General features: G+C 43.3%; 22 protein-coding genes and 1 pseudogene. All 23 read left to right on the top strand.

Annotated features, from left to right (window positions below):
* Nucleotides 1-18 precede the first annotated feature (18 nt).
* The 23 genes and pseudogenes from BUB67_RS09655 to BUB67_RS09545 all read left to right on the top strand — a co-directional run bounded on the left by BUB67_RS09655 (nucleotide 19) and on the right by BUB67_RS09545 (nucleotide 22,323).
* A complete protein-coding gene (locus tag BUB67_RS09655; RefSeq protein ID WP_003542018.1) occupies nucleotides 19-291 on the top strand; it encodes a hypothetical protein in 273 nt (90 codons plus the stop codon).
* 71 nt (nucleotides 292-362) lie between these two features.
* The gene (locus BUB67_RS09650; RefSeq protein WP_073239225.1) at nucleotides 363-773 is read left to right on the top strand and encodes a helix-turn-helix domain-containing protein; all 411 of its coding nucleotides are present in this window, start codon (nucleotides 363-365) and stop codon (nucleotides 771-773) included.
* 14 nt (nucleotides 774-787) lie between these two features.
* Nucleotides 788-1,015 (top strand): annotated as a pseudogene (locus tag BUB67_RS17415) (helix-turn-helix domain-containing protein); the annotation flags it as partial.
* A gap of 348 nt (nucleotides 1,016-1,363) precedes the next feature.
* On the top strand, nucleotides 1,364-2,146 hold the full coding sequence (locus BUB67_RS16915) for a hypothetical protein (protein ID WP_238457011.1): 783 nt from the start codon (nucleotides 1,364-1,366) through the stop codon (nucleotides 2,144-2,146).
* Nucleotides 2,124-2,672 carry a replicative helicase loader/inhibitor gene (locus BUB67_RS09640; RefSeq protein ID WP_073239223.1) on the top strand — a complete coding sequence of 183 codons (549 nt, stop codon included), beginning with the start codon at nucleotides 2,124-2,126 and terminating at the stop codon, nucleotides 2,670-2,672. Before BUB67_RS16915 ends, BUB67_RS09640 begins: the two co-directional genes overlap by 23 nt.
* A gap of 139 nt (nucleotides 2,673-2,811) precedes the next feature.
* The gene (locus BUB67_RS09635; protein ID WP_073239222.1) at nucleotides 2,812-3,189 is read left to right on the top strand and encodes a hypothetical protein; all 378 of its coding nucleotides are present in this window, start codon (nucleotides 2,812-2,814) and stop codon (nucleotides 3,187-3,189) included.
* A 23-nt stretch (nucleotides 3,190-3,212) separates the two neighbouring features.
* Nucleotides 3,213-3,809 (top strand): hypothetical protein, encoded by a 597-nt coding sequence (locus BUB67_RS09630; protein WP_073239221.1) that lies wholly within the window; start codon nucleotides 3,213-3,215, stop codon nucleotides 3,807-3,809.
* A 359-nt stretch (nucleotides 3,810-4,168) separates the two neighbouring features.
* Entirely contained in the window at nucleotides 4,169-5,038 is an 870-nt protein-coding gene (locus tag BUB67_RS09625; RefSeq protein WP_073239220.1) for a hypothetical protein, read from the top strand.
* A gap of 13 nt (nucleotides 5,039-5,051) precedes the next feature.
* Nucleotides 5,052-7,064, top strand: coding sequence for a VirD4-like conjugal transfer protein, CD1115 family (locus BUB67_RS09620; RefSeq protein WP_073239219.1), 2,013 nt, complete (start codon nucleotides 5,052-5,054; stop codon nucleotides 7,062-7,064).
* A gap of 191 nt (nucleotides 7,065-7,255) precedes the next feature.
* Nucleotides 7,256-7,420, top strand: coding sequence for a zinc ribbon domain-containing protein (locus tag BUB67_RS17410; RefSeq protein WP_084127695.1), 165 nt, complete (start codon nucleotides 7,256-7,258; stop codon nucleotides 7,418-7,420).
* The gene (locus tag BUB67_RS16425; RefSeq protein WP_073239218.1) at nucleotides 7,417-7,605 is read left to right on the top strand and encodes a hypothetical protein; all 189 of its coding nucleotides are present in this window, start codon (nucleotides 7,417-7,419) and stop codon (nucleotides 7,603-7,605) included. Before BUB67_RS17410 ends, BUB67_RS16425 begins: the two co-directional genes overlap by 4 nt.
* A 117-nt stretch (nucleotides 7,606-7,722) precedes the next feature.
* Complete coding sequence (locus BUB67_RS09605; RefSeq protein ID WP_073239217.1) at nucleotides 7,723-8,580, top strand: S1 RNA-binding domain-containing protein; 858 nt, start codon at nucleotides 7,723-7,725, stop codon at nucleotides 8,578-8,580.
* A 258-nt stretch (nucleotides 8,581-8,838) separates the two neighbouring features.
* Nucleotides 8,839-9,444, top strand: coding sequence for a hypothetical protein (locus tag BUB67_RS09600; protein WP_073239216.1), 606 nt, complete (start codon nucleotides 8,839-8,841; stop codon nucleotides 9,442-9,444).
* 374 nt (nucleotides 9,445-9,818) lie between these two features.
* Nucleotides 9,819-10,691 carry a single-stranded DNA-binding protein gene (locus BUB67_RS09595; RefSeq protein WP_073239215.1) on the top strand — a complete coding sequence of 291 codons (873 nt, stop codon included), beginning with the start codon at nucleotides 9,819-9,821 and terminating at the stop codon, nucleotides 10,689-10,691.
* A gap of 78 nt (nucleotides 10,692-10,769) precedes the next feature.
* Complete coding sequence (locus BUB67_RS09590) at nucleotides 10,770-12,404, top strand: AAA family ATPase (protein WP_073239214.1); 1,635 nt, start codon at nucleotides 10,770-10,772, stop codon at nucleotides 12,402-12,404.
* A 63-nt stretch (nucleotides 12,405-12,467) separates the two neighbouring features.
* Nucleotides 12,468-13,871: an AAA family ATPase gene (locus BUB67_RS09585; RefSeq protein ID WP_073239213.1), complete on the top strand. Its 1,404-nt coding sequence runs from the start codon at nucleotides 12,468-12,470 to the stop codon at nucleotides 13,869-13,871.
* Nucleotides 13,872-13,910: 39 nt separating this feature from the next.
* Nucleotides 13,911-14,330 (top strand): hypothetical protein, encoded by a 420-nt coding sequence (locus tag BUB67_RS09580; protein ID WP_073239212.1) that lies wholly within the window; start codon nucleotides 13,911-13,913, stop codon nucleotides 14,328-14,330.
* Nucleotides 14,331-14,342: 12 nt separating this feature from the next.
* Nucleotides 14,343-14,699 carry a hypothetical protein gene (locus BUB67_RS16185; RefSeq protein WP_143157039.1) on the top strand — a complete coding sequence of 119 codons (357 nt, stop codon included), beginning with the start codon at nucleotides 14,343-14,345 and terminating at the stop codon, nucleotides 14,697-14,699.
* A 1,820-nt stretch (nucleotides 14,700-16,519) separates the two neighbouring features.
* Nucleotides 16,520-16,720, top strand: coding sequence for a hypothetical protein (locus BUB67_RS09570; protein WP_073239210.1), 201 nt, complete (start codon nucleotides 16,520-16,522; stop codon nucleotides 16,718-16,720).
* A 16-nt stretch (nucleotides 16,721-16,736) separates the two neighbouring features.
* A complete protein-coding gene (locus tag BUB67_RS09565) occupies nucleotides 16,737-17,624 on the top strand; it encodes a DHH family phosphoesterase (RefSeq protein ID WP_073239209.1) in 888 nt (295 codons plus the stop codon).
* Nucleotides 17,625-17,685: 61 nt separating this feature from the next.
* Nucleotides 17,686-20,055: a cobaltochelatase CobT-related protein gene (locus BUB67_RS09560; protein ID WP_084127692.1), complete on the top strand. Its 2,370-nt coding sequence runs from the start codon at nucleotides 17,686-17,688 to the stop codon at nucleotides 20,053-20,055.
* A 14-nt stretch (nucleotides 20,056-20,069) separates the two neighbouring features.
* Nucleotides 20,070-21,155, top strand: a complete 1,086-nt coding sequence (locus tag BUB67_RS15995; RefSeq protein ID WP_159431827.1) for a PD-(D/E)XK nuclease family protein — start codon at nucleotides 20,070-20,072, stop codon at nucleotides 21,153-21,155.
* A 91-nt stretch (nucleotides 21,156-21,246) separates the two neighbouring features.
* Nucleotides 21,247-22,323 (top strand): CHC2 zinc finger domain-containing protein, encoded by a 1,077-nt coding sequence (locus BUB67_RS09545; protein WP_073239207.1) that lies wholly within the window; start codon nucleotides 21,247-21,249, stop codon nucleotides 22,321-22,323.
* Nucleotides 22,324-22,677 lie beyond the last annotated feature (354 nt).

Below are 22,677 nucleotides of genomic sequence, written 5' to 3'. Positions count from 1 at the left end.
GGCCGGAGGCGGTGATACATGGCCTTAAAAAATTTCCATATTAAGCTCCCTGAAGATCACGTTTTATTTACCCTGCCTAAAGGCAAACGGGGAGACAGGGCCAGGGAACTAATTGAACTTGGTTTACGCTTTGAAGCTCTCTTTTTGTCCTTGCAGGAAGAAATAAAACTGGGGTTTGAACAAATACAGAACGAAATTAAAAATATCAAGGTAATTACCGTCCAAAAGGAAGAAAAGCAAGAAGAAAACAGCGGTTTATCAACTCTTTTGGAAGGTTTTATCGACTTCTAAAACATGCCCACGGTATATCCCGTAGGCTTTTATTTTTTAAGAGAAACATCTGAGCCAAAAGGGGGATAAAAATGCCCGATATTCAAATTACAGAACCCAAAATCTACTTAAATGACAACCGCCGTAAAAATTGGTTTTGGGACTATAACGATGTGTTTTCCTCTGACCTTTCAGACAAAGCAAAACTTGTGAGGTTATTTTTAGCTCGTTGTGCCAACGGAGATTGTCAATCATGGCCGTCACTAAACTACATTGCCAAATGCTGCGGAATAAGCAAACCAACCGTAATAAAAGCAATTCATGAACTGGAAGAAAAAGGCTGGATACAAAAAACAATCCGCATCAGACCCAACCAGGAACATGAAAGCACTGTCTATGCCCTATTGGACCCTCCCAAAACAGATGAGGGTAGTAATTTACCACCGGTAAAGACTGAACCAGAGGAAGAAGGGGACTGGTGGAAAAGGGATTGTTGGAAGTAAAGGGGGTATAGACGATGATAGACCAACTGAAGATAAACGGTATATACAGCCAAGGTTATGGAATGGTAGCCAAGTCTATCATGAAAGACCACTCATTGTCTATAGGGGCAAAGGGTCTATACGCATATATATGCAGCTATGCCGGAGCTGGTAACACCGCCTGGCCGGGCAGGGAACGCATCTGTGAAGACCTTGGCATTAACAAAAATACCTTAACAAAATACCTGGCCGAGCTAAAAAAACGGGATTACATCAGAATCGAGCAACGCAAAAATGAACAAGGGAAATTCCTTGGTAATATATTTTGGATTGTGCAAAATCCCGTGCTTTTGCATGGTCAAAACGATGATAGCAAATATCAAAAGCCGTGTACTAAAAAACAGGACACGGTAGAAAACCCGCGTCCTAAAAATACGGACACGGACCCGTGTACCAAATTTCCGTGTCCCAAAAAACAGGACACGGAACCGTGTCCTAATTTACCGTGTCCCAAAAAAGCGGACACTAATATTAACATATTATCTAATATTAACAAAGATAATCTTAATAATATTAACAGTAATAAAGATAGATGGATAGATAGATATAATATGTCGCACCAAAATTGCGCAGAGATTGCTCAAGACAAAAACCCGGAGGCAGATAAAAATGACCCGGAACAAGTTATCATTGACCAGTTATGCGCAGAAACCGGAGCCACACCGGAACAAGTTTTTGAAGCAATCCGCAGGACCAATCAGCAACAAAAACAGGGCAATATCAAACACAGTTATTTCGGTCTTTTAAAGGCGGTTATCAACACCGTGATGCAGGAAGAGGCTGTTATTGCCAAACTGACGCCAGAAAAAACAGATATGCCGCAAGACATTCCTGCCTATATTAATAAACCCGAAGAGATCAGAAAAGATAATAACCCGGTTAACAACACATATACCCAAGAATTTGAAGAATTCTATGCCGAATATCCCCGTAAAATCGAAAAACGAAAAGCATTTAAAGCTTTTCAAGCCAGATTAAAAGAAGGCGTTAACCCCGGGGATCTGATACTGGCTGCCCAAAACTACCGGGAGTACTGCTTGACACACGGTACCGAACCCAAATACATCAAACACCCGGCAACTTTCCTGGGCCCCAATAAACCTTATGAGGACTGGATAAACCCTGCTGTGGAAACACAACTGAATGTACCTAAAGCATGGCACACAATCAAAAGATACCTTGAGGAAGAGTCCTGCGAGCAAAGCCACAGTGATGACTGGTTGGAAAAAGCACTTAAAACTGCTGGGGATAATGTGCCGAAAGCCTGGCATGTATTGAGAAAATACCTGCAAGAAGAGGAGGGCTGCTCCATTGACAAAAACAGAAACAGCTAAACTGTTAAGCTACATCACGGCGGTATATCCCAATATCGACATTCGGCAGGGGACCATTGAAGCCTGGCACGACCTCTTATGTGACATACCCTACGAAAACGCCAAAGCAGCCGTCAAAAAAGTATTGGCTGAACAAGAAATTTCATGCCTGCCGGCGGTGGGAAAAATCAGGGCAGCAGCTGTAGAATTGACTACTCCAAGACTGCCCAGTGCGTCCGAAGCTTGGGGCGAAGTAACCAGAGCCATGAGGTTATATGGCTACTACCGGCCGGATGAGGCCTTGGCCTCGATGTCCCCGGCCACTGCCGCCGTAGTAAAACGTTTTGGCTGGCGCGAAATGTGTGCCTGTGAGGAACCAGAGGTGCTTCGGGGTCAATTCCGCATGGCCTATGAGCAATACGCCGCCCGGGAACGAGAAATGGCTATCATGCCTGCTGATGTACGCCAGTTGATTAGCGGCGTGGCGGAACAGCTGATGTTAGATGCAGGCAGGATAGTGCAGGACATCCAAAACCGTCCCAGATGAGCAGAAATACCCCTGGAAACGGAGAAAAAGGTTCAGGTAACAGGAATTGGCCCTAAAAGTATTTTTGGGGTCTTAAAACGAACGGTAAAAATGTAAAATCTGTAAAAATGTAACAAAGCAAGAGAGGAGAGACAAATCTATGTATAACTTCTACATGAGATATTACAAAAAAACACCAAATAAAACGGTATTCACCGAGGGTATGAACCGAATCGGCAAAATTTATATCCCGCACCAGCTTAAAAACAGACTTGGAATTGTGGATGAAATTCTTGTCCAACTGGATACCGACAAAAAATATCTTCCCCCGGGCGGGTATATTACTTCCCTGAAGCCCAACAAAGAATACGAAGCATGTATCCGATACAGTGAAAATCTAAACGAAATGGGCGAAATAGGTTATATTTATGTGAACCGTGAAGTGTTGGATGCCCTGGGCGTAGGTGCCGATGACCACCTGGCTATGAGAATCGTACCTTACGAAAACAGAATCGCCGGCACTATCGCTCTGGGATAAAACAATAGAAAGGGTTGGTGAAAATGAAGGAAATAGCCATTGAAAAATTTATTGACAGATTGGACAAGTTCATAAAGGTAACTAATTCTACCTATGAAAAAATTGAAAGAATTAGGCTGGAGTTATTTGAATTGATGCAGCAAACCCTAGAAGTTCAGGACATTCAGGATGAATACAAAGAAATGGCTTGTTTGTGCGACAATCTTAAAGGGCCGGTAGTTTCTTTCCCTTACGATGGGGTAACACAAATAACCGTTTATGATTATCCTGCAAGAGCCGTAAAAAAATCTGATAAATACCGCAATATTTGGCAGTACAGTATTTCAAGTGCCCTAAGGAAACATGATATTAAAACCATTAGTAGTGCATTGATAATCATTCGGTTTTTTTTACCCTTATCGGTTGCGTGGGATCCAGACAACCGAGCTATAAATTATGTCATAAACGGGGTCAAACTTGGTAGACTAATTAAAGACGACTCATGGGATAAAATGTCTTATATGGTAATTGGTGGAACTGATAAAGAGAACCCCAGGACTGAAATTTGGGTTTATGATTTGGAAAAATTTGATAATAAAATCACGATAGGTAGAAAAGAACAACCTGTATTTATTTGGTAAAAATAGTAAAATCTTTTAAAATACAGGTTATTCTGAGTATTATTATATGGGTTGTTAGAAAATTATACGGGTTACTGGGGGGTCATTATACGGGTTATTAGTGGGCGTTATACGGGTCGCTGGTACGGAAAAAAAACCTGAATATACGGGTTACGTGTAACCTTTATAGGCTTGGTAGCGAAAAAACTCGTATATACGGGTTGCACGCAACCTGTATTTTTTTAAAAAAGTCTTTAATTTCAAGGCTTAGGCGGTTTTGAAGAATACGGGTTGCTGAACGACTGTGTAGTTAGAGACTGGTCAGTTTTGGGATAAGCCCCCTTTGGTTTTTTTTAAAAAAAATGCAGGAGGGATTTAAAATGCCGAGACCAAAAATGGTTACGGAAAATGACCTGAGAATATTGCGGCTATTTGGGAAGTATTCTGTGTTATCAACTAATGCGCTGAGCGAAATTATTACGGATGTAAGTAAGAATTACGTAAAAAAAAGAACGTACCAATTGATTGAACGGGGCTATATAAAACGTGATGGATATAATCTTACGTTAACCATTAAAGGGGCTAGGGAAATAGGGCTGGATAGTGTTCCTGTAGTTAAAGAATATAACGTTCATAAAAAAATAGCTGTCAATGAAGCACTTATTTCACTTTCTGAACATCTGAATGTATATTCCTCAAAGGAAATTAAAGAACTTTGTTTGATTCCGACTACATTCCGTATTGGTGGCGGGGTAGAAAAGGACGGTATTTATGCTGTATATGCACTGCCCAAAAAAACAACACAAAAATTAGTTAAAGACATAAAAAACGAGATTAATAAATTAAGGCATTATAACATTAAAAAAGCTATTGTGTTCTGTCCGTCTAAAGAATCGTATGATGCCTTTGACCCCGACAATCCCTGTGAAGGAATAGATGAACTGCTCTTATTGCCTTATCCCCTAGGAATAGACTGGTTTGTACGGAAGGATAATCTTTGTGAGATAATTAAAGAACCGTTAAAGCCAGCCGACCGGACTTTTGCAGATTATATTGCTGGTAACAATACTTACTTCAGTTATCTGGTTACAAACGACATTGTTAAGATAAACCGAATTAAACTTTTCTACGACCAGGTGATTCAATACGAGAAAAGCAAATCCATAACTGCAGTTATCTTGAAAGATCAGCAATCACACTTCAGGAAGATTTTTAAAAATTATCCTGAGCTGAAATATTTTATGTTGTAGGGGGGATTGACTGGTGATTAATATAAAACTCCCTCAGATTGATAAAAAGAAAGTAATCCTTTATGTTTCTGTTGGTTTAGTCTTTTATATTATTGATGCTTGGGTCATTGGTACGCCAGCCGCCTTTCTAAAGGGCCTCGCCCTGGGCGACACAACCTTTGCAAAATCAATATGGGAAAACCCATTAAAAGCGGCCGTATTCTTGCCATTCTCTGAAGCAAGAAATTACTGGCTCTTTTTTAATGCCATTATTTTGGGGATTATTGGACTTGGTTATTTTATTTATAAAATGAACCGGCAGAATGTACCGGAGGATTTAAAATTCATAAAGAACCCTGTTCATGGCACATCCCGATGGATGAATGATAAAGAAGTAAAAGCAAACTTCGAGCAGGGATATGGTGCAGGTGTAATGCTCGGGATATATAAGGGCACTCCAATACGTTTAACGAACCCATTGATAAACAGAAATATAATCGTATTCGGGGCTCCGGGCACAAAGAAAACCAGAAGCCAGATTATCCCCGCAGGAATGCAAGCGGTGGCTTCCGGTGAGTCTGTAATATATGTTGACCCTAAAGGTGAAATAGCACAGACTATGCTGCAGTACCATAAGGATGCCGGTTATGAAACCAAAGTTTTTAACCTGGTTAATATGCTTCACTCGGACCGTTGGAACCCTTTAAAAGAGATTAAAGAAGACCTGGATGCCCAAATGTTTGCGGAAATTGTGATAGCGAACACCAATGCAGGAACAAAAGTCGGCGGCGATCAGTTTTTTGACCGCGGCGAGAAAAATCTTATAAAAGCCATTGCACTCTATGTAGTCAACGAGGCACCGGATAACCCTACTATGGAAGCCTTTTATGAATTAATTTCCGGCGGTGATATGGACCAACTGGACTTTATTTTTAAGTCTCTGGACGCCGACCACCCGGCTAAGGCGCCGTACAATATCTTCTGCCAGGCCAAAGATTCTGTTAGGACAGGTATGGTAATGGGTTTAGGCACCAGGCTGCAGCTTTTCCAAAATACCATCGTTAAGAGACTAACAGAAGAAAGCGACATTGATCTGGAGGCACCGGGAAAAAGAAAATGCGCGTATTTCCTGATTATACCGGATACCGATTCAACATTTGAGTTTATCGCTTCGCTGTTTTTGTCTTTCTTGATGATTAAACTAACAAAACTCGGTGACAGAAGCGGCGGTCGGATGCCGGTGCCGGTTAATTTTCTGCTGGATGAATTTTGTAACGTTGGCAGTCTGGGATTAGACTTTACGAAGCGCCTTGCAACCATGCGAAGCCGGGGGATTAACGTTACCATGATTGTGCAGTCGCTACCGCAGTTGTCAAACCGTTACCAGCAGAACGGCTGGCAGGAGATTATATCATGCTGTGATACTCGTTTATTTTTAGGTGTTAATGACACCATGACAGCTAAATATCTAGCTGAACTCCTTGGTAAAGGGCCTGTAGAAAACGTTTCTTTTACTAGGACAGAAGGCATTAAGGGCGCTCTGGAATTGGGTCGTGTGACATACAGCTATAAATCACGAGAGCTTTTAACAGTGGACGAAATTATGCGGTTGGATAATAACAAAGCTATTGTTCTGGTACGTGGCCAGTATCCCTTAATGGTTGATAAGCTGGATTATTCTCAACACCCTGAGAATTCCAAAATAACACCGAGCCACATATTAAATTACCGACCTCATTGGGCGTTAGATTTATTGCCACCTGACCCGAGATTTGAAGAATGGGACGAGTTTGAATTTGAATCCAGTGTAATTAAAGAAACAAAGTCAATAAAGGCAGGGTCAATAGAGAAAGTAGAATTAACAAAGAAAGTAGATACAACAGAAGAAGCAGATTTGGTAGAAGAAACAGGGTCAAAAATTATACGTCACACCGATACTTTTGTTGAGGAAGTAATCGAAGACGGAGAAGGTATAACAGAAGAAGAACTCATGGAACGAATCAATCACGAATACCTGGAAGAAAGCGATTTTTGGAGTCGGCGGTAGCCGGCTTTTTTTAAGATCACTGCCGGGAATTCCCCCAATTTCAATTGGGGGATGAGAGGCAGTTGATATTCAGCGGCTGTTGAAAGACGGACGCTTTTCTATTTTTGGAGCGTTTTTACAGAGGAAAGGGGGTGGGGGAAAGGGGGGTGGGGAGCGGATGGAGCAGGCGATCACGGTCAAGCTGAAGCTGTGTGAACCCTGACCTGACCACCCTGACCTGTTCGAGGTGCGGGGAAGTACGGCGGAGCCGTCCCAAAGGCCGGTGGTTCAAATGCCCGCGGTGCAGGAGGGTGAAACACATCGACGCGAACGCGGCGGACAACATCGCCCAGGCAGTCAGCGGGCTTGCCGCGTGAGAATTGACCCTGGCGGTATGGAGTACGGCCTTCGGGCTGGAAAGTGCCGCTGCCCGGGAGGGTGGAGGGCAGGTGGTCCCTTGAACCTTCCGGGGCGGGCCGGTTGGCACGGCCCAGCGGGTGAGCTGATGAGGCGGGGCAGAAATGTGCCTGCCGAAGCGGATCCCGACCGAAACCGGGCGTGAACCCGCAAGGGCACGCAATTCCCGGGGAACTCCGGGTGGGTCCGGAGGGTTTCTCTTCGGGAATCCTCCGAATTCATTCGGGGGAGGATGTCAAAAAAATATAAGGAGGAATTTGGGATGTTAACACACGAACAAATATGGACTGAGGTTTTTGCAAGTCGCCAAAACAGAGGAATCATTAAATGGCCTGTTGTAGGTGTAGAGGAACACCAGGTAAGACTCAAGGATGGCGAAATTCTGAAAGTTCCCTGCCTGGTAGTCCAAAAGGGCACTGTTAAGGGGATTATCCCCATGCACGAAAGCGGCGTATCCGAAGGTGAGAATAAAAAAGCTAACAAAAGCCGTTTAAACACATTAATCGGGCAGGATATTTCTATTATCGTAACTGGCATTGTTGAGGAAGATGATATTTTTATTGCGTCCCGTAAGGCCGCCATGGAAGAGTTATCCCGTCACGTTTGGGATACTTTAGAAGTGGGTCAGGTTAAAAAAGCTACTATTCGCCGCACTTACCGGGGTGTAGTTCGTGAGGATGGCAAAAAGACTCCTGACGGTGCCTATGTGGAATTTGATGGTATTGAAGCGGTACTGCCAATTTACGAAATCAGCCATGGTTGGGTTGAAGAAATTCGCGACACTCTCCAGCCGGGTACTGAAGTAGTTGTTAAAGTAATCCGCGTTAATAAGGACAAGAAACGTTGCCAGGTTTCCATGAAGGCACTCCTGCCGAACCCCTGGCCGGATGTAGCGCGCAGGATTCAGAAAAAAGGTGTCTATGCAGGCAAAGTCACTGGTATTGCGCGGTACGGTGTATTTGTTAATTTTGAACCTGGTGTAGATATACTTTGCCGGCACAATCGGAACGGCATCTATCCCGAGGTTGGAGATATGGTGCGTTTCGAGGTTGAGAATATAGATATTCAAGAGCAAAAGATTAAGGGGATTATTCGCAGTATCATCAATAGAGCTAGTTAAGAGCTAATTAATTTTTACCGCCAGGGCGCGCAGCCCTGGCTTTTTTTGAACTATTTCCTTGGATGATGGTAATATGTGACACTCCGCCGTGGGCTTAAGCCCAGCGGCTTCTTCGGGCACCCGTGCGTAGTCGCTGCTCGTAGTATTTGCGGCATGGCCGCTACCACATTGAGAGCGTAGTGGGCGACGGATACACCAGGCGGTGCCAGGCCTGACCTGATCCCCGTTTTGAATTTACCATTCAAAGGAGTTTTGATCATGAACCTTTACTCATCAGCTAACAATTTACAAATCATATACGATGAACTACCGAAAAAAAAGCCGGTTAATCTTTTTCCTGCAGAATTGGTGACCATGAACATCATTAAAGAATGTCACGCTGTTATTGCCACGCAGTTAGAATTTCTATGGGGGGCTAAATCGAAGAACAAGTTAAAAACTATGGCTGTGAACGGTCTTTTAAATAATCATGTGCTTATTTCCAATGGGAAGAAGATTAATATATACACTCTTCCTTCCTTCTTCCCTAAGCCTGAAAAAGTAATTAAAGATATTGTTTTGGCACAGCTTTATACTAAAATAAGAAGATATCAATCCTGTTCAATTTTCCGTGGGGACCTGACGTTATTAAGCATTGGCAAGGCTTTATTTCCGGTATTCGTGCTTAGACATAACGAAAAAATTCTTACTCCTCTCTTAAAAGGGTTACCAAGAGCTATTATTATTACAGAAAAATTCAAACCGGAAAAGTACCCTATTCCTGTAAGGATAACAACTGACGAGATGCTTTTCCGAAACGATGTTTCCGAAATGTTTTTAACTCCTGATGGCAAGATTGACCGGGTTAATTTTGGCTGTCAATAGTCTGTGAAAATGTCACCTTTCCTGTTCCATAGTGACATTTTCACAGAACAGTTATATAGTGACAATATCACAGAACAACAACATTATTTCTTATTACCATGTTGCCAAGTTTTTTACCAGGTGCTATAATTTTTCCATAGTTTAGTTTTTAATTACTCGGAGGCTGTACGAACAGGAACCGAGCAGGGTGATTTTGAGTATTGACAGATGCCACCCGAGTGGGGACTGCTTGGATGATTTACATTATTTAACAGGTATACGCGTACCTGTGTCTAAAAATTCATAAATATTTAGTTCTAAAAGCTCTTAATGTTCGCATTAAGGGCTTTTTTGCGTTTATAAGCCTTAAATTTTTTACTCTCTAAAGGAGGTGGTTGACCGCCATCATTATTTTCCCCTTATGGGACTGCTTCGTTAGTCCCATAAGGGGACTAACGAAGCGACAGACCACAGGTCTTAAAAATATTTTATTTCGAGAAAGGATGATTTTAATGTCTTTTTACAACAAAGCAAGATTTATTGGAAGAGCTGCTGGATTCCCGGATGTAACGGAGGGAGATCAACCTTATGCTCGTTTTGTGCTGGAGATAGTCCGCACGAACGAGGAAGGTCGGCAGTATGTTTCGATGTCACTTAATATCCACGCCTATAACGGACAGGTTGCCGTTGTTAAAAACGTGGAAGCCAACAAGTTTTATATGGTTGAAGGTCGCCTTATTGACCGGACCATAGAGCTTGACGGCGGCGCTAAGAAAAAAGTAGTTGAGCTTGTTCTTACGAGAATTATTCCCTTCCCTGTAACCGAGGAAGAAGTCCCGTTTTTAAACGAAGTTGTCCTGCTTGGGCGATCCACAAAAGATTGTGAAAATAGGACAACGACAAATGGCAAAGACGTTGGCAACTTTGCGATTGCGGTTAATCGCGGTTTCAACAAAGACGATGGGACAGACTTTTTTAACTGCCAATATTGGGAAGCAGCAAAGACCTGCCAGTACATCAAAAAAGGTACTCCACTCCTGGTTGAAGGCAGCCTTCGGAGCCGGAGATATACCTCAAAAGAGGGTGAAGAACGTACCGCATGGGAAATTATAGTAAACACCGTTCGTCTTTGCGGCGGCGGTAGTAATGGCGGTGGTTCTAAAGCTGAGGAAACTCCACCTTTAGAAAACCCATTCAGCTCGAAGAAAAAGGAATCCAATCCATTCGGTGACAATCCGTTCGGAGATTTGGACGACATACCGTTTTAATAACTAACTAAGGCTAAAGGGCAGGAAATAAACCTGCCCTTTCACATCTAAAAATTATTAATTAAGGAGGATTCAACTATGGAATTTCGTCCTGCCAAAAGGTCTAATGCTTTTATAAAATTAGGTATCAGTGGCCCTTCAGGTTCCGGTAAGACTGCCAGTTCACTATTAATGGCTTATGGGCTGGTAAAAGATTGGGGGCTCATTGGTATTGCCGATACTGAAAATCGCTCCGGCGAACTCTATGTCGGAGCTGAAATCAACGGTGTCCGCATCGGCCAATACTTAACTTGCGAGATTACTCCTCCCTTTACCCCGGAAAAATACATTCAAGCAATTGAAATGGCCGAAAGAAGTGGGTTAAAAGCGCTGATTATTGATTCGTTAACCCACGCCTGGGCAGGTCAGGGAGGTTTGTTAGACATCCACGGTGGTATTGTTGACCGTGGGGAGGTAAACAATTCTTGGGCAGCGTGGCGCAAAGTCACGCCGCAGCATAATGCACTGGTCGATGCCATGCTGCAGTCCAAGCTGCACATTTTGGCAACAATTAGGGCGAAAACTGAGTACGTCCAAACGGTTGATGATAGAGGGAAAACCGTTATTAGAAAAGTGGGCATGGCACCTATCCAAAGGGACGGCATGGAATACGAATTCACGGTCTTTTTGGACATCGACCATGACCATATGGCCAGGGCCTCAAAAGACCGCACCAACACGCTGGATGGTCGGTATTTCAAGCCGTCGGTTCAAACCGGTCAAATCCTGCTGGATTGGCTGAATGCAGGCGGTGTGCCGATTGATCCCCCGGAACCCGAACCTAAACCTGAAGCTAAACTCGAATCCAAACCTGAACCTCCAAAAACTGATCCGAAGCCACAGGTTGAGGTTTACGAAGGTGTTGTAACCATCGCTGCCGCCCCTGAAAAGCATGGCGAAAAGCGTGTTTACTACACCGTTACTGTAACCTCAGAGGACGGTAAGGTGGACGGCTTGGTAGGCGACGAAAAACTCAGTTCCTTTGCTGAAGGCGAAAAATATAAAATCAAAGGTCAATTCAAAGAGGGTAAGGTTAAGGTTGCTCAATTTGAAAAGATCGAGGTTGAGCCCCAACTTCCAGGTACTCCCGATGAAACCTTAACCCCTCCTGCAGAATGGTTAAATGATGGCAAGGAAGCCGGAACGTATGCCGGCATTACCATCACTTTTGCGGGAGAGGACGAAGGTGAACCTTATACCGGAATGGTTGCTATAACCGATCCCGTTGAAGGCGGCTTCAAAGGATTCGATGTTGCAACAGACAACCTTCTGACCATTGTTGGCAACATCGAAGGTTTAAAACCCGGCGAAGGCGTAGAGATTACCGGGAAAATCAAGGACGGTATAGTAACTGTTGAGTCCTACAAGTCCTTTGGAAGCCCTGCTGAGGAACCTCCTAAAGCCGATGAGGAACCCACTTATACTTTGAAAGTGGCCTCACTTCCGGCGGAAGGTTCTGCGGAAGAAAATGGTAAATTACTGAAGGTCCACTGGTTCTGGGCCTTCGTGGGCGAAAATAAAGGCGTTGTTGCGGTAGATCAGGAGTCCGGGCTTAAACTGCCCCCTGTTAAAGAAAATGACATTCTGGTTGTCACCGGCAACGTTCAGCAGTTTAAAGGCAGTAATGTCTTATTCATTACGGGTATTAAATCCCATAATAAGTCTGCTGTATAGGCTAAACAAGAGGACGGTCTTTTTTAAGGCTGTCCTCTTTCATTTTTAGAAAGGATGGTTCTTATGAAAAAAATCAGTGTATTCGAAAAAAATTACAATAAATACATTGAGCAAAAAGATAACATATTAACCGTTGGTCTGGGTGCTGACGGCTTAATATACGCCGAAATGATGGCCTCAACCAATCCTTTTTTGTGCCGGATTAATCCTGGTACTCTTATTGTGGACCATCATTGCATGGCGATTGAAAAGGGGATGCCATGCTGGCATCTGGCGGCCCTGATAGATTTTGCTAGAGGCTTCAACCGCCGGGAAGAGGTTACCGTATCAGGTGTCATCCCTGACCCCAATACGGTGAGAATCGTAAAAGACCTAACCGAAGAAAAATTAGGTCGCAAAGGCCGGTTTGAACTTTTAAAACCGGTCTATGAAACCGAAGGGGAAGAAATTATACCTGAAACCGTTGATCTCCCTGATGAGGACCGCTGGTTGGCAAGGTTTAACTTCCCTCCGCGGATATTGAAAAGAGTTTTAGAGTTCCGGGCTAAACAAAAAGAAAAGTTAACCCCGGAACAATTATCCAGAATTCCCGAAGCGAATTATATTCCGTCCGGTGAGGAAGTTATCCGGGCGGTCGGTAATATGACTCGTTCCTCATGGGTAGCACCGCTATTGATTGGTCCGAAGGGGTCCGGTAAGTCTACCATGGCCGAAACCCTGGCGGCAATACTGATGCTCCCGATTCGGAAAATATTCGGAGGAATCGACTTGTCTGCCGAAGCCCTGTTAGGGTCCAAGACGTTGGAACCCCAGGAGGGCGTTGACTTGATTACGGAAACCAAATTAAGGGCTGCATGTAAGGCCGCAGGAATAGATGCTGAGCCGTTAGTCCAAAAACTAAGGGGCGCACAGCTTAAAATTGGTTTCGAGCCGGGCATTCTTTTATCTGCTGTGTTAAATGGGGAGTTAGTGGTGGTGGATGAAGTCAATATGCTCATCCCCGAGGTAACCTCCCTACTGCATGGGTTGCTTGACTGGCAGAAAACCCTTTCGGTTCCCGGTTATGGCGAGGTAAAAGCCCCCGAGTCCTTTAGGCTGGTTGCCTGCATGAACTACGGATACGCAGGAACGAAGCCCTTAAATGAGGCATTCCAAGACCGCTTTCGGTCTATTTATGTGCCTCATCTGACTAGAGAGAATTTAACGTCACTCATTCAGGACAAAACCGGGGTAAAACGAGAGATCGCCCGAAAGCTCTCTGAATTGTTCCAACTACTTTCAGAGAGAGTAAAAAACGGTGACATCTCAGACAGAACTCTTTCCGTCCGGGCGCTGTTCACTATTGCGGAGGAGTATATGGATGGGAGCAATTTAAAGAGTGCTGCCATCAGCGTTTTGACCGAGGGCCTAGGCGATAAGTACGAAATCGAGCAGGTAACTGATATTTGCCAAAGCCTATTAGCATAAGCCACCCCTGGCTTTGCTATCTAAAAAGGGAGTGCAAACGTGAAAACCCTGGTCGATAAATTAAGAACATACGGGGTGCAATTCAGTATTCAGGGCGGAAAGCCCAACATTAAGTTGCCTTGGAAATCCCCAAAGGAAATACCGGGGGATGCAATGGCTTTATTACAAAAACTTAGATCTGCCAAACACGATGAGTTGCTGAAGGTAATATCATGGGATGAGGCTAAGGCAGATTCGGCTTGGATGGAAGTGTATAATGAAGTCCGGGCTGCCTACCCTGCTGGGTGTTATGAATGGGTAGAAAAACATCGTCCCGATATTAAAAAGCATATAGATCAAGTGCTTGCGGAAGTAGAAAACAGTTATCGTGAAAACATGGATGCCTTTTTGGAGGCAGTAAATAAGTGGGGCCGATACCACTTTGCCATGTTCAAAATTTACCGCGAAAATATTAATTAAGGGGGTTCAAAAATGAATCATTACTGCAATATTGGAGAAATGAAGGTTAAAGGTTGTATACACAAAATACCGGTATCCCAAATTTCGGTTCCTGAAAACGTCAAAATGCCATGCCCTGTTTGCGGGGGAAGTGGTTACAGTAAATGTATTTTTGAAGAAGGCTTCATCTGTGAAGCTATCTTCTGTGGATCTTGCAGAGGAACCGGAATGATTCAAAAGCAAGTAGGAACGGATGTTGTTTCAGAGGTATTAGAGCAATCGACAAATGAATGCCAGGAATGCCCGCATGGTTTCACCGACTGTTGTTTTATGTGCAGAATAAAAAATACTTGCGAATATAAATGTCGTAAAGATAATCCTTGTAGTTAATGCTAATGCGTATAACATTCAAAAAGTGCATCAGAGGTGAAATTCTTCTGATGCACTTTCGCTAAATAATGCGAAAGAAGGAAAGGTGTGAATATGAGTATAGAAGGCTCCAGCCCCATATAGCTGGTACCAGAACCCTACACTGGTGACTATGTCTGCACTATTGATGGATGCTCCAGCCCCATATAGCTGGTACCAGAACCACCACTGCCGGGCCCAAAAGGATGTTATAGCGGGGCGCTCCAGCCCCATATAGCTGGTACCAGAACTCGTTGTGAAAGCATTGGTTTGCCTGGTTTGTTGGAGCTTGAAAAAGGTAATTTTGTTGTCGACTGGTAATAGCGCAAAAACCACGTAGGATCGACGACAAATTGTGCTAAAGGCATAAGTTATACTGTTCCTGAAAAATGTTTTCCAGCTATATGGCGCTCCCCTGACTTCAGGGGGTGCCTCCGGATGTTCACCCGGAGCTTGGTGAGCGTTATTGCACGTCCACAAAGGGCTCTAGCAACACTTCTCACCTTCAGGCTGCGGAGTCAGCCTAAAATTTACAATAAATTACTTAATTGCTGTCTATGTATTTAGTTGACATGCTTATGTTTCTTGCTGCATTGTAGTCCGCATTTTCTTCATGAAATCTCGCCGCTGGATACCCCTGAATTTATTCAGGGGAGGAAAGCGGCTTATCCCCCTTTCTATTGACTTATTTACTCAATAGTAGTATAAATCAAGTACGATAGGGACGACGACTTCTGACATCCTCACGAGCCTTCTTAATGTCTGCTCTTAATTGTTCCTCAGTAAGCCCACGAGCCTCAACTTTAGCATAAACTCTTTTAGCCAACTCTGCAGCTCTAAGCAATCTTTGTTGCGTGGAAAGTGCTTTGGGTGCTAACATCTTTCTCACCTTCCTAAATTTCCTACTCTTGCCCACATCTTACACCACCTTATATTTTATGCACAAACCATTTATAGTTAATAATACCTTTTATTGGTAAAATATCCTCTCTTATAGAAAAAAATTTGCCCAAAATTTATCCAAATCCATAAAATAAATTTTCTGTATCACCCTATAAGTTGTTGTGCTAGGGTAAGAGTGATTTTGACCGTGATTAAACCCTTCCGGGAAGATAACTTTTTCTCCATCGCACTAACATAAAGGAATCCTCATCCAGTCCTACCCTCCGTCAGCGATTGGATATGGAATAATATCTTGCTGGAATAATCTGTAGATTTACCAAGAAAACCAATGCCCCACTAACACCGGTGTACCTGATCAAGAAAACAGGCCATATCTTCCGCTGTATATTGATGTGTTCCCCTTTGTGATAACTCGAATAGTGAAGTGGTGGGTAGTTCACTGTCTTGATTATCTTAATTAGGGGTGTTATAATTTACTATATTTTAGTTTCTAATTAGCTAGATGCTGTACGAGCAGGAACTAGCCAGGATGGTTATGAGTGTGTGACAGATGCTACACGAGTAGGTACTGTCTTAGTGATTTACATTATTTAACAGGTACGCGCGTACGCGCGTACGTGTGTTTCTAAAGAATAATTAATAGAATTAAAGACAGCTAGAACGGGAAACAATGCTTCGAGTATTGAGATCCCTTAGCGGATCGGACTCGTATGCTTGTTTCCTTTGTTATTTCAAAAATATATTATAAGTCTTGACTAAAAGGCTCTGATTATCTTTAATCAGGGCCTTTTTATTTTCAAAAAAAATAAAGGGGGTGTTTGCTGGTATCACTTTATTGGCTCTCCTGGTGGTACCAGGGAGCCCTCGGTTAAAAAAATATGGCTTAAGGAGAGATGCGAATGCAAAGACACGAAAGGTCAAAGGTATTACTTCACAGGACAAGGATAATTAAAAAAAGGGCAATAGCCCTGGGAGAAGAAGAAGGTAACTGGCTGTCTAAGGCCAGTTTTGATTTTTCTATTGATAATGGCTCAAAGAAATACCATCGGGCAAAAGAAAACGCCCAATGGATGCAGGAAATCAAAGAATTAGTTGGCTAAAGGGGGATATATAAAAATGAAAAAAATTCTTGTGACCCATAACGACATGGACGGGTGTGCATGTGCCGTAGTGTTTAAAACAGCCTTTCCAGACAGTGTTATTTTTTACGAGGACTATAAGACTGTAAACCAAAAAGTTATGGATTTGTTAGTAAGTGAACCGGAACTTCTATATTTAGCCGATATTTCTGTTAATAAAGAAGTAGCTCGGGAACTCGACAAAGCCAATTCTGCAGGGATGAAGGTGCGTCTGTTTGACCACCATGCGACAGCTTTATGGATGCAGAAATATCCCTGGTGTGTTATCGACACTTCGTTATGTGGAGCCTGTATTATGTTTAAAGAACTTGAATGGGATAATAATGCAAACTTGCTTTTTGAATTTTTAAATTTTGAACTATCAAGGTTAGTTCATATAGTAAACACATACGACATGTGGTTATGGACGCAAAACCCGGAATCACCGGAATCTAAAATGGCGGTTGCACTAAACGATTTACTTTCTGCAACCAGCCGGGAATACTGGGTAAACAAATTTATGCACAACCCAGTGCCACAGCTGACGGACTATGAAAAAACAGTAGTTGATGCGGTTCAAGTAAAGCGGATGGAATACATCCGCAAAACAAATGTAGATATTTTTGAAGGGCCTGTTAAATTCGGAGTATGTTATGCAGAACAATACACTTCCGAACTCGGATACTACAAAAACCAAGAAATGGATATAGACTTCTTGGTAATTGTCAATGTCCGGGACAGGAAATTATCATTTCGCTCAAAAGAATTTAACGTCGCTCAACTTGCAAAACTGGCCGGTGGCGGTGGTCATCCCCAGTCTGCCGGATGTTCTCTGCCAGAAGGAAAAGTAGAAGACTTTATTAAGTCTCTACTACAAAAATTATAGTCCAAAAACCCCGTTAACAATTGTTTGCGGGGATTTATTTTTAAAAAAAGGGGCTGAGATTATGTCCGAACTTAAAAGGTGGCGGTTGCAAACACTCGCCCGAATGTTCACCAAAGTGGACGATTTGACGGTGGTGCTTAGCAATAGAGCCAGCACCGACTTCAAAAAGATTTTCGTTAAAAAGTTAACCGACAGTATTGTACCTGGCATTCCGGCTCTCCCCGAGGAGTGCTGGCTGGCAATGAAAGCCCAAAACATACATGAATCTGGGCACATACGTTTCACAGATATAAATGCTTGGAAGAGTGCATGTGAAAAAGGCGTTCTCATCCAGCACATAGTCAACATTATTGAGGACTCCCGTATCGAAAAATGTATGGCTGCGGTTTTCCCTGGTACTGCCATGCAGCTGCGGTTTCAAAATGAGTATATTTTCAAAAACCGCAAGAATTGGGGTACCGGAATAGAAGCTGTACTCAACGGCATGTGTACTTATGCCGTTTGTGGTGACATTCCTGATTCTATTCAAGATCAGGATAATGTCATGGAAGTAATCTATGAACTAATTTCTTTAGTTGATATTGGCAGGGAGGCTAATGATACCTGGGAGGTTTTAGAGCTTGCGGACCAGGCGGCAGAAATTATTAAAAAACACTTTCCTGAACCACCATCACTGCCGGAGCCTTCTATGACAGGTACTGACAAAGCTAAAAAGAAACCCAAAATGATGGGGAAAGACCCCCGAAAAACACCGAAAATCAGACCTCCAGAACGGGAACCCAAAAAAAGGTCAAAAGAACCCACCGAAAAGCTGAAGGAAAAACCCTCTAAAACTCCGGCTAAAGAGGATACTTCAGAAAGTGTTATTCCAGAGAAATCCCCGAAGGAATCCCCGGAGGAATCTCTTGGAGAAACTGCAAAGAAAACCCTGGAAAAAGCCCCTGAAGAAACTCTCGAAGATGCTCCGGGAGATACTTCGGGAAAAGCACCAAGGGAAACTCCAGAAAAAGCCCCAGAAGAAGCCCCAGAAGAAGTCATGGAAGAAACCCCGGAAGATACTTCTGAAGATACCCCAGAGAAAGCCCCGGAAAAATCTCTCGAAGAAACTCCAAAAGAGACCACAGATGAAACTCTGAAAGAGACCGCAGAAGAAACCACAGATAAAATTCCCGAAAGCGCATCAGAGGAAACCGAACCTTCTGTAGAACCCAAAGATGAATCATGGGATGATGACTTATGGGAAGATATTCCGAAAGATGTTTCAGACAGTATGCCCGAACCTGGTGAAACCGAAGAATTGCCGGAAGATGACTTTCCAGGGGAATTTCCTGATGACGTAGACTTTCCTGGTGAACCCGACAAGCCATTTGATGAGCCATCTGGTTTTGGCGGTGAGTTTTCGGATGACTCGCCGGAATCCAGCGAAGGTGAAGGAGGAAGCCCAGGGGGTAGGTTAACAAGCCTTCCTGAAACTGCGGAAGAACGCGACGAAGATGTTGACTTTAGCGAGCTTTTGGAGTCCTCAAAGGAAGAACTCGAATTCTACGAACGTGCCGAAACCGAAAAAGAATCGGAGACAGTAATAGATATCGACTTTTCTAAAATCGAAACGGTTTTGGCAAAGGGGATTAATAGGGATGTTAGACTACGTGTTGACAGCCTGCCCGGGGATACTGTCCGATACAGCCAATTAGTTAAAGAAATCAACCCTCTCATAATTCGGACAGTGGATGAAATCAGGAAGGCGTTGGAATACAAAAACCACTTTATTGCCAGAAACCTCAAGAAAGGTGCGGTTGACCCATCGGCGCTTTGGAAATTGGGAGTAGCTGATGCGAAGGTGTTCCGTAAAAAGAATAACCCCTCCGACGACCCGACGCTGGCAATCAAGGTGCTGGTGGACTGCAGCGGCAGCATGAGTGGAACCAGGGTAAGAACAGCCCGAAAAACAGCTGTGTTGCTGCATGAAGTCCTTACCCAGCTTAAAATCAACCATTCTATTACCGGATTTACAGCGTTCACAGGACACGATATTGTGATCCACCATAACTATGTAAATTTCGGTGAAAAGGATGGAACCAAATTAGTAAACATTAAGGCTGAAGTTCAAAACAGAGATGGTTACTCAATTAGGGTCGCCACTCAAGAACTTCAAGCAGTTAGTGAGCTAAAAAAGATTATCATGGTTCTCTCTGATGGAGAACCGTGGCATGGTTACACCAAGTATGTAGGAGAAGAAGGATATAAAGACACCGCCCTTGCTGTTCGTGAAGCCGAAAAACAGGGAATTGGTGTTATCGGGTTCTACTTTGGCCCGGATTCATCATTGCCTACTGTTCAAAAAATTTATAACAACCTCATTAATGTAGAGCAATTAGAAAACCTGCCAATTATCATCGGCAGGATGCTTAAAAAAGTAATTGCTGGCTAGAAAGGATGATAAAAATGCAAGTATTCTCTTATTCGAGACTAGATAAAAAATCTCGTTGCCCCTGGGCTTTTGCCCAGAGCTATATCCTTGAAAAGAAAGAGCCTGTCACCGAGGCTTTGGTACTCGGGAAATCGGTTCACACACTTATTGAGATGGCTCGGGTGTTAAAAGTTGAAAGAGAAGAAGAATTAAAGTTCCTAGCTGAATCTATTGCAGGTGTAGCTTCACTCCCTGTTAATGCCGAAGAAATCCTGACTCTGGCTACCAGGAGAAAGGTTACTGAAAGTATCGGTAAGGGGTTTACCGAAGAATATTTCAAAATTTCCTTGTCACCGGAAGACCCCTTTGGCCCAGAACTGCAGGGATATATTGACTACTACGAAGTTACGGATACAGAGATTGTCGTAACGGACTGGAAAACCAACAGGCTTCCATATAACCCGTTGGATACTCACCAATTAGGGTTATATGCCCTGTACCTCACGCAAAAGTATAATAAACCAGTCTGCGGTCGGCTGGTGTTCCTGCGTACAGGAGAAACCCGGGAGCACTTATATACCCCGGAGGATATTGAAAAGGCCCGCAGGTGGGCATATGATACGGCGCTGGATATTCAGCAAAAAATATATGCCCTAAACTGCGGCGGTAATCTTGACGAGCTTTTCCCGGCCACCCCTGGGGACGTTTGTGAATACTGCGGGTATGCCGAGGAATGCGCTAAGCTTGCCGATATACTGGAAGATGATCCCGGTGAGTTTGTAAGCATGAAAGAAGCAGAAAAATACGGTCGAGAAATCTGCCGGCTTGAAAGGGCCGCCGACCTGATGAAAGAACGGTTAAAGCAATATGTTGAGAAAAACGGTCCGGTTCCCGTTGGAAAAAAACAGTGGGATTTAGTAATTTCCCAATACTGGAAATTTCCACAGGAAGCCATGAAAAAGGCCGAGGAAAAAATGAAGGACCAAAATATTGACCCCTTAACCGTATTCTCCTTAACCGCCACAGGACTTAAAAAATTGAATTGGACAGATAAGGAAATTGCGGAATTAGGAGCCAGTATTAAACCAACTAAAAACTTTAAACTCGTTAGTATTAAATAACCCGGCCCTGGCCGGCACCGAAGGGAGGAAAAGGTGTCGGCCGCAAGGTCGGCACCGATTTCTATGAAATATTCCGTGAGGAGGTTGCGGTATGGCACTTAAAGTCTTTGAAATAGCAGAAGTTGCCAGACTTTTAAATATGGAACCCAAAAAGAAATCTGGTGACGAGTGGTTTTACCGCTGCCCTTTCTGCGGTGACAGCAAAAAAGACCCTAACAAAGCCCGTTTCAGTGCCAATATCAGAAAACAAACCTTCCACTGTTTTAACTGTGGCAAAGAGGGCAATGCCCTTACTCTTTATGGAGATTTAATGAGGATTACTTACAGTGAAGCATACCGTCAGTTATCGGAAAACCCTGAAGTGAGGAACATACTTTATGAATCAGTGGCTGTTGAAACTCCCAGGGTGAGGCGGACAGTCGAAGGGGGTATAGCAGAATATCGGGATATTATCTACAGAGAATTTTTATCTATGCTCCCCCTATACGACAAACACAGGAATGACTTAATCAGGAGAAAACTTCCTGAAGAGGTTATTAAGAAAAACCATTATAAGTCGGTACCAAATAATGGCCCCGAAAGGTGGAAGATTGCCAGGATTCTTTCCCCAAAATATGATTTGACCCAGATACCTGGCTTTTTTCAACGGGAAGGCAGAAAAGGTCTCTATTGGGACTTTTATGCTCCTGAAGGCTATTTTATCCCGGTGCTGAACCCTAAAAAACAAATTATTGCCATGCAGATTCGTGTTGACGACGAATCTAAGGGCAAGTACAAATGGTTCTCTACCAGTAAAGGTGCTGGTTCCGGGAGTCCTATTCACTGCCGGATAGGGAATGACCCGACTACGGTTTACTTAACCGAGGGCCCTTTAAAACTTGATATTGCTCATTTCTTTTCAGGAAGAACAATGATCGCCAACGGTGGAGTGGCGATTATTAACGAAATTCCTGAAGTGTTAAAAGAAATCGGAGCCAAAAAAGTTGTGATAGCTTACGACATCGACCGTATGGATAACCCTGGTGTTAAAAAAGCCACCCGTAAACTCGTTGACCTGTTAACTGGTCATGGGTTTAAGGTTTATAAAGCATACTGGAGCGTCCATGCAGGAAAAGGTATTGACGATGCCCTGGTAAATCGGGCAAAAATCACAACTTTGGCAATGTAAAAAATTTAATCCATTAAAGTTTACCGGATACTGCACGAGCAGGAACCGGTTTAAGAAAAATGATATCTTTAAAATATGCGTTTCAAGAAAATCTAACTAATTACCGAATCCGGCTGTTGGCCGGTTTTTTTCTTTTTTTCTATTGCCATTTTTTTACCAGGTGCTATAATTTTTTTATAGTTAGTTTTTAATTTCCTGGATGCCACACGAGTGGGAACCAGGCAGGGTGTCCTATACAGATGCCACACGAGTGAGAACTGTATAGGGAGATTGTTTACCGGATGCCACACGAGTGGGAACCGGTTAAAGAAATTACAAAATTTAACAGGTACGCGCGTACTTATATCTAAAAAA

The sequence above is a fragment of the Desulforamulus putei DSM 12395 genome, from assembly GCF_900129195.1.
Classification (GTDB): Bacteria; Bacillota; Desulfotomaculia; order Desulfotomaculales; family Desulfotomaculaceae; genus Desulfotomaculum; species Desulfotomaculum putei.
This window is presented reverse-complemented; position numbering and strand designations above follow the sequence as displayed.

Excerpts from the sequence above, each read along its gene's own strand:
- BUB67_RS09655 (WP_003542018.1), top strand. The coding sequence starts at position 19 with ATGGCCTTAAAAAATTTCCATATTAAGCTCCCTGAAGATCACGTTTTA.
- BUB67_RS09650 (WP_073239225.1), top strand. The coding sequence starts at position 363 with ATGCCCGATATTCAAATTACAGAACCCAAAATCTACTTAAATGACAAC.
- BUB67_RS16915 (WP_238457011.1), top strand. The coding sequence starts at position 1,364 with ATGTCGCACCAAAATTGCGCAGAGATTGCTCAAGACAAAAACCCGGAG.
- BUB67_RS09635 (WP_073239222.1), top strand. The coding sequence starts at position 2,812 with ATGTATAACTTCTACATGAGATATTACAAAAAAACACCAAATAAAACG.
- BUB67_RS09630 (WP_073239221.1), top strand. The coding sequence starts at position 3,213 with ATGAAGGAAATAGCCATTGAAAAATTTATTGACAGATTGGACAAGTTC.
- BUB67_RS09625 (WP_073239220.1), top strand. The coding sequence starts at position 4,169 with ATGCCGAGACCAAAAATGGTTACGGAAAATGACCTGAGAATATTGCGG.
- BUB67_RS09605 (WP_073239217.1), top strand. The coding sequence starts at position 7,723 with ATGTTAACACACGAACAAATATGGACTGAGGTTTTTGCAAGTCGCCAA.
- BUB67_RS09600 (WP_073239216.1), top strand. The coding sequence starts at position 8,839 with ATGAACCTTTACTCATCAGCTAACAATTTACAAATCATATACGATGAA.
- BUB67_RS09590 (WP_073239214.1), top strand. The coding sequence starts at position 10,770 with ATGGAATTTCGTCCTGCCAAAAGGTCTAATGCTTTTATAAAATTAGGT.
- BUB67_RS09585 (WP_073239213.1), top strand. The coding sequence starts at position 12,468 with ATGAAAAAAATCAGTGTATTCGAAAAAAATTACAATAAATACATTGAG.
- BUB67_RS16185 (WP_143157039.1), top strand. The coding sequence starts at position 14,343 with ATGAATCATTACTGCAATATTGGAGAAATGAAGGTTAAAGGTTGTATA.
- BUB67_RS09570 (WP_073239210.1), top strand. The coding sequence starts at position 16,520 with ATGCAAAGACACGAAAGGTCAAAGGTATTACTTCACAGGACAAGGATA.
- BUB67_RS09565 (WP_073239209.1), top strand. The coding sequence starts at position 16,737 with ATGAAAAAAATTCTTGTGACCCATAACGACATGGACGGGTGTGCATGT.
- BUB67_RS09560 (WP_084127692.1), top strand. The coding sequence starts at position 17,686 with ATGTCCGAACTTAAAAGGTGGCGGTTGCAAACACTCGCCCGAATGTTC.
- BUB67_RS15995 (WP_159431827.1), top strand. The coding sequence starts at position 20,070 with ATGCAAGTATTCTCTTATTCGAGACTAGATAAAAAATCTCGTTGCCCC.
- BUB67_RS09545 (WP_073239207.1), top strand. The coding sequence starts at position 21,247 with ATGGCACTTAAAGTCTTTGAAATAGCAGAAGTTGCCAGACTTTTAAAT.